The following is a 5,292-nucleotide window of genomic DNA, read 5'->3' as shown; positions in this document are numbered from 1 at the left end:
TTTTTACCCCGCACAGAGTTTAAAGAAAAGCTAAAACAAGAATTCTCGTGATCATTGCAGCAACCCACGCTATTACGCATTGCCATATAACAACACTGACCGCCCATTTACTGCCAAGTTCACGCCTAATCGAGGCCACCGCAGCAACACAGGGAGTATAAAGCAAGCTGAATACTAACAAAGCCGCCGCCGATTCAGTTGACAAGAAAGACTTGACTCCGCCTTTAAATAATACGCCTAAACTTGACACGACACTTTCTTTTGCGAGAAAGCCGCTTATTAATGACGTGCAGATCCTCCAGTCAGCGAGTCCCAACGGCACAAATAAAGGCTCTAACAGTCCGGCAATTCCTGCTAATATGCTAGTGTCTGAGTGCTCAGTAAAATTAAACTGTAAATCAAAACTTTGTAAGCACCATATTATAACAGTCGCGAAAAATATAACTGTGAAGGCACGTTCTAAGAAATCTTTTGCTTTCTCCCGCATTAAGAATAAAACATTCTTGGCGGCCGGCATTCTGTAATTAGGCAGTTCCATGACAAACGGGACAGCTTCACCCCTGAATAGAGTCTCTTTATATAACAATGCTACGAGAATTCCCATTATAATTCCTAAAATATATAAGCCTGTTATTATAATTCCTTCATGATCCGGAAAGAACGCATTGACGAAAAACGCATAAATCGGTAATTTTGCAGTACAGCTCATAAATGGAGTCAATAAAATAGTCATTCTTCTATCTCGTTCACTCGGAAGAGTACGAGTCGACATCACAGCAGGAACTGTACAGCCAAAGCCTATTAACATGGGAACTATACTCCGGCCTGAGAGTCCTATTTTGCGCAGTAATTTATCCATGAAAAATGCTACTCGTGCAGTATATCCCGTGTCTTCAAGTATCGACAAAAAGAAAAACAGGGTTATTATTATAGGCAAGAAACTTAGAACGCTTCCCAGTCCCGCAAAAACTCCGTCAATTATAAATTTATGGGCGATTTCATTTACTCCCATTGATGACATGTAAGAGTCCGCTAATTCAGTTAATGACTCGATTCCCTCTTCTAATATGTCCTGAAAATATGCTCCGATTACTTCAAACGTGAGCCAGAAAATAGCTCCCATAACAGCAATAAAAACGGGAATCGCCGTATAATGTCCGGTTAAAATTTTGTCGAGAGTCTGACTCCGTAAATGTTCGCGGCTCTCTACAGGTTTTACGACACATTGAGCGCAGATATTTTCTATAAAATTAAATCTCATGTCAGCAATTGCAGCCTGACGATCTAAGCCCCTTTCTTTCTCCATCTGGAGAATAATATGCTCAATAGTCTCAAGTTCGTTCGTGTCAAGATTCAATTTTCCGATTACGAGTTTATCGCCCTCGATTATTTTTGTAGCTGCAAATCTCAAAGGGAGTCCGGCCCGCTCGGCGTGATCTTGAATCAAATGCGTTATTGCGTGAATGCACCTGTGAACTGCTCCGTCATGATCATGTTCATCGCAAAAATCATATCTTGCGGGTTTCTCCTGAAATTTTGCAATGTGTAAGGCATGATTAACAAGTTCCTCTATACCTTCATTCTTGAGCGCAGAAATGGGAATAACTGGGACTCCTAATAAATTTTCAAGTTTGTTAATATAAATCGTCCCGCCGTTGCCGCTTAGTTCGTCCATCATGTTAAGAGCTACTACCATGGGAATTTGCATTTCCATTAATTGAATAGTCAAATATAAATTTCTTTCTATATTAGTAGCGTCGACTATATTAATTATTGCTTTGGGTTTCTCGTCAAGTAAAAAATTTCGCGAGATCAATTCTTCACCGCTATACGGCGACATTGAATAAATGCCGGGCAAGTCAGTTATAAGTGTGTCAGAATGTCCCTTAATTGCTCCGTCTTTGCGGTCAACTGTAACACCCGGAAAATTTCCGATTCTTTGCTTTGAGCCTGTTAATTGATTGAATAGTGTAGTCTTGCCGGAATTCTGATTCCCAGCGAGCGCAAATGTTAATATAGTCCCGTCGGGTAAAGGCTGACTCTTGTCGTTATCGTGATATTTGCCTTCTTCACCTAGTCCGGGATGAGGTATTATATTATTTACAATGTGATAGGCTTTAATAAATTTTTCTGCGTTATGACTTTCTTTTGCGGATGATATATTTATTTTTTTTGCGTCGTCAAGCCTTAATGTAAGCTCATAATCATGTATACGAATCTCTATAGGGTCGCCAAGCGGGGCAGCTTTTACCATTTTTACAAGAGCACAGGGGATTATTCCCATGTCTAATAAATGCTGTCTTAAATGTCCTGAGCCTCCGACTGTTGAAATAACTGCGCTGTTACCTATCTCTAAATCTGCTAGAGTCATTAAATTAATCTCCATTTTCAATAAAATATTTCATGAGTCAAATTTTATTTGAGCGAGTAAATTAAATCAATGACAATTTTTATGCTTTATTCTTTCGCGTGGCTGGCAAATTTCGTTATTTCCTTCTGAAAAGTTAATTGACACGTCCCCGTCCTTCCATTGCGATTCTTGGCAACTCTTATATCTGCTACGCTGTTGACTTTATCATTTTGCTCGTTTTCGCCGTAATAATCCTGCCTGAAAATTAATATAACAGTGTCAGCGTCCTGTTCAATTGCTCCGGAGTCTCTCAAGTCAGATAACTGCGGCTTCTTCTCGTTGCGTTTCTCGGTCTCGCGCGATAATTGCGACAATGCTATAACAGGACAGTTTAATTCACGTGCTACGGCCTTAAGAGTCCTAGAAATTTCTGATACTTCCTGCTGCCTGCCGTCATTAATTCTGTGTTCGCCCGTGCTCATTAATTGCAGGTAATCAATCACAACAAGTGCTAAATCGGGGTGTCTTGTCTTGAATCTCCTGCAGCGGGTCCTAAAATCAAGAGTCGTCAAATTCGAGTCATCATTCAAGTAAATATTTTTCTTGCTCAACTCTGCACCGGCGTTAATAATCGCATTAAATGTATTCTTGCCCATTGCACCGGTGAAAATTTGAGAAAGATTCACGTTTGACTCAGCTGCTAACATTCTCATTAATAACTGCTCGCTCGACATCTCAAGACTGAATATCAAAACGGGTAAATTTGCGCCGTCCCCTCCGAACTGGGCAATATTCACAGCAAGTGCAGTCTTACCCATTGAAGGCCTGGCCGCGATAATATTTAGACTTCCGGGCTGAAAACCTCCTGTTATAGCGTCAAGATCAGGAAATCCCGAAGAGAATCCCGCCATTTTGCTGCCTGTCTGCTTATAACGTTCTTCAATCGAAGTAAAGGCCGGTGCTATTAAATCACTGACTCTGATAAATTCCGACGAGCTTTTATTTAATGCTGCCTCAAAAATTAGTCTCTCTGCTTCTGTTATGACTTCGCGGCTTGATTTCTGATCGTTATATGCAAGATTTATTATTGCGTTGCCTGCTTCAATTAAGCGGCGTTTGATTGCATGTTCCTTGACGATTTCAGCATGATAAGGGGCGTTTGCTGTTGTTGAGACTAAAGAAATTAACTCGGCCAAATAAGGCTGCCCCCCTAGCCTGTTAAATATTCCCAGCGATTTGAACTCTTCAGAGACTGTCAGGAAATCAACAGGCTTGTCATTGATATACATATTTAATAATGCTTCAAAGACGGCTTTATTATTAGGGTCATAGAAATCATTTGCGCTCAAAATTTCTACACTTGCACCGAGAGCTTCTTTTGAGAGAATACACGCGCCCAGTACTGCACGTTCTGCGTCAAGATTGCGGGGGGGGACTCTTGAATCGGGCATTAGTTCACACTCACAGATACGATCATATCAGCCTGAACACCGGGGTAAAGTTTTATAGAAAATTTGAAATCTCCGGCATTCTTTATTACTTCGTCGAGTTTTACGTCGCGTTTATCAAAATTTTTCAGTCCGTGCTGAGATTCTAAGGCCTCGGCAATTTGTGCAGCTGTGATACTTCCGAATAATTTGCCGTTGTCGCCTGCTTTACCCGTTATAGTAACTGATCGGCCCTGTAATTTTTTCTGTAATTCGAGTGCTTCAGCGTGTAATTTCTCGTCTTTGGCCTTGAGTCGTGCCTGCTCTGCTTTCCATTCTGAAATTTTGCCCGGAGTTGCCTCGATTGCTAAGTTTTTAGGCAGTAAAAAATTTCTCGCATAACCGTCACTGACTTCAATTAATGCGCCTGATCTGCCGAGTTTGTTCACGTCCGATTTAAGAATTACCTTCATGATAAAAAAATTCTCCCCTTACTATAATATTTACATGCGAATAATATATCACATTCACGCATAAAAAATTTTTGCATATAATAGCTATAATTAATCAAGAAAATTTTTACAAGTGAGATGATATTTACATGAAACTAGAAAAGTTTTTAGTGCCGTTAATGAATTTTGCGCAGGAAAATAATAATTATTACTCTCAAGCTAATAATCCCGAAAATGGCGATGTAATTCGCGTAAATCGAGGCTTATACAGTCATTACGGCGTTTATGTCAAAGATTTAAATCACGTCATTCACTACACGGGAGCGACTGGCCCTGCTGATTTTAACGGAATTGTGCGCGAGACCTCATTAAATGAATTCTTGAACGGTGCCGAAAAATTTAACGTCTGCAAATTCCCCGATGATCCCGCGAAATTATTAAACACTCCGATAAATTCCGGCAATAATCATAAAAATTTATATAATCTCTGGCAGCTAATAAAAAAATTTCGTCTCAAAGATTATCATTTATATTCAGGTGAAGAGACAATCACGCGCGCAAGAAGCAAACTCGGTGAAGGCGGCTATAATTTAGCATTCAACAATTGCGAACACTTTGCAGTCTGGTGCAAGACAGGCATAAAAGACTCCTCGCAGGTAAATAAAATCTTAGACATTATCACTTATTTATTAAGCTAAATCACAGGTGCAGTGCTGCAAACTCCTTCAGAAAATAAATTTTTGAAATTTTGCCCGGCCATTATTGAGTCTGCTAATTTTACAAATTTTTTAGCGGCGTTCTCTGCGTTCCATTCGTTTATTATTGTGTTATATGCAGCCCGGCCAAGTCGTGAAATTTTTCCGGGATTAATTAATAACTCTTTAACTTTTCGCGCTAAGTCCTGAATATCTCTATCATTAAATAATAACCCGTTTTGACCGTCATTTATTACGTACGGGGCTGAACCTATTTTAATGCCGGCAACGACAGCACACGCAGAAGTCATTGACTCATTTAAGACAGCTCCCCAGCCTTCGCCTTTATCGGACGTGAATATAAAAAT

Annotated in this window: 5 protein-coding genes; 1 reads left to right on the top strand and 4 read right to left on the bottom strand. The window is 40.0% G+C overall.

The features are described 5' to 3' along the window. Positions 1–19 precede the first annotated feature (19 nt). From feoB to rplI, 3 genes are all read right to left on the bottom strand, one after another. Entirely contained in the window at positions 20–2,371 is a 2,352-nt protein-coding gene (gene feoB, locus IJS99_09545) for a ferrous iron transport protein B (protein ID MBQ7562054.1), read from the bottom strand. 86 nt (positions 2,372–2,457) lie between these two features. Then, positions 2,458–3,801 (bottom strand): replicative DNA helicase, encoded by a 1,344-nt coding sequence (dnaB, locus tag IJS99_09540; GenBank protein ID MBQ7562053.1) that lies wholly within the window; start codon positions 3,799–3,801, stop codon positions 2,458–2,460. Continuing rightward, positions 3,801–4,250, bottom strand: a complete 450-nt coding sequence (gene rplI, locus IJS99_09535) for a 50S ribosomal protein L9 (GenBank protein ID MBQ7562052.1) — start codon at positions 4,248–4,250, stop codon at positions 3,801–3,803. Before rplI ends, dnaB begins: the two co-directional genes overlap by 1 nt. 128 nt (positions 4,251–4,378) lie before the next feature. On the opposite strand from rplI, the gene IJS99_09530 reads away from it, so the two are divergent. Then, complete coding sequence (locus IJS99_09530; protein ID MBQ7562051.1) at positions 4,379–4,927, top strand: lecithin retinol acyltransferase family protein; 549 nt, start codon at positions 4,379–4,381, stop codon at positions 4,925–4,927. Here the strand turns inward: IJS99_09530 and IJS99_09525 are convergent. Beyond that, a partial coding sequence (locus IJS99_09525) for a glycosyltransferase family 4 protein (protein MBQ7562050.1) occupies positions 4,924–5,292 on the bottom strand: 369 nt, incomplete at its 5' end. The two genes, IJS99_09530 and IJS99_09525, sit on opposite strands and share 4 nt — an antisense overlap.

It is taken from the genome of Synergistaceae bacterium (genome assembly GCA_017444345.1).
Taxonomy (GTDB): domain Bacteria; phylum Synergistota; class Synergistia; order Synergistales; family Aminobacteriaceae; genus JAFUXM01.
Note: the sequence above shows the minus strand (reverse complement) of the source record. Positions and strands in the feature narration are given on the sequence as shown.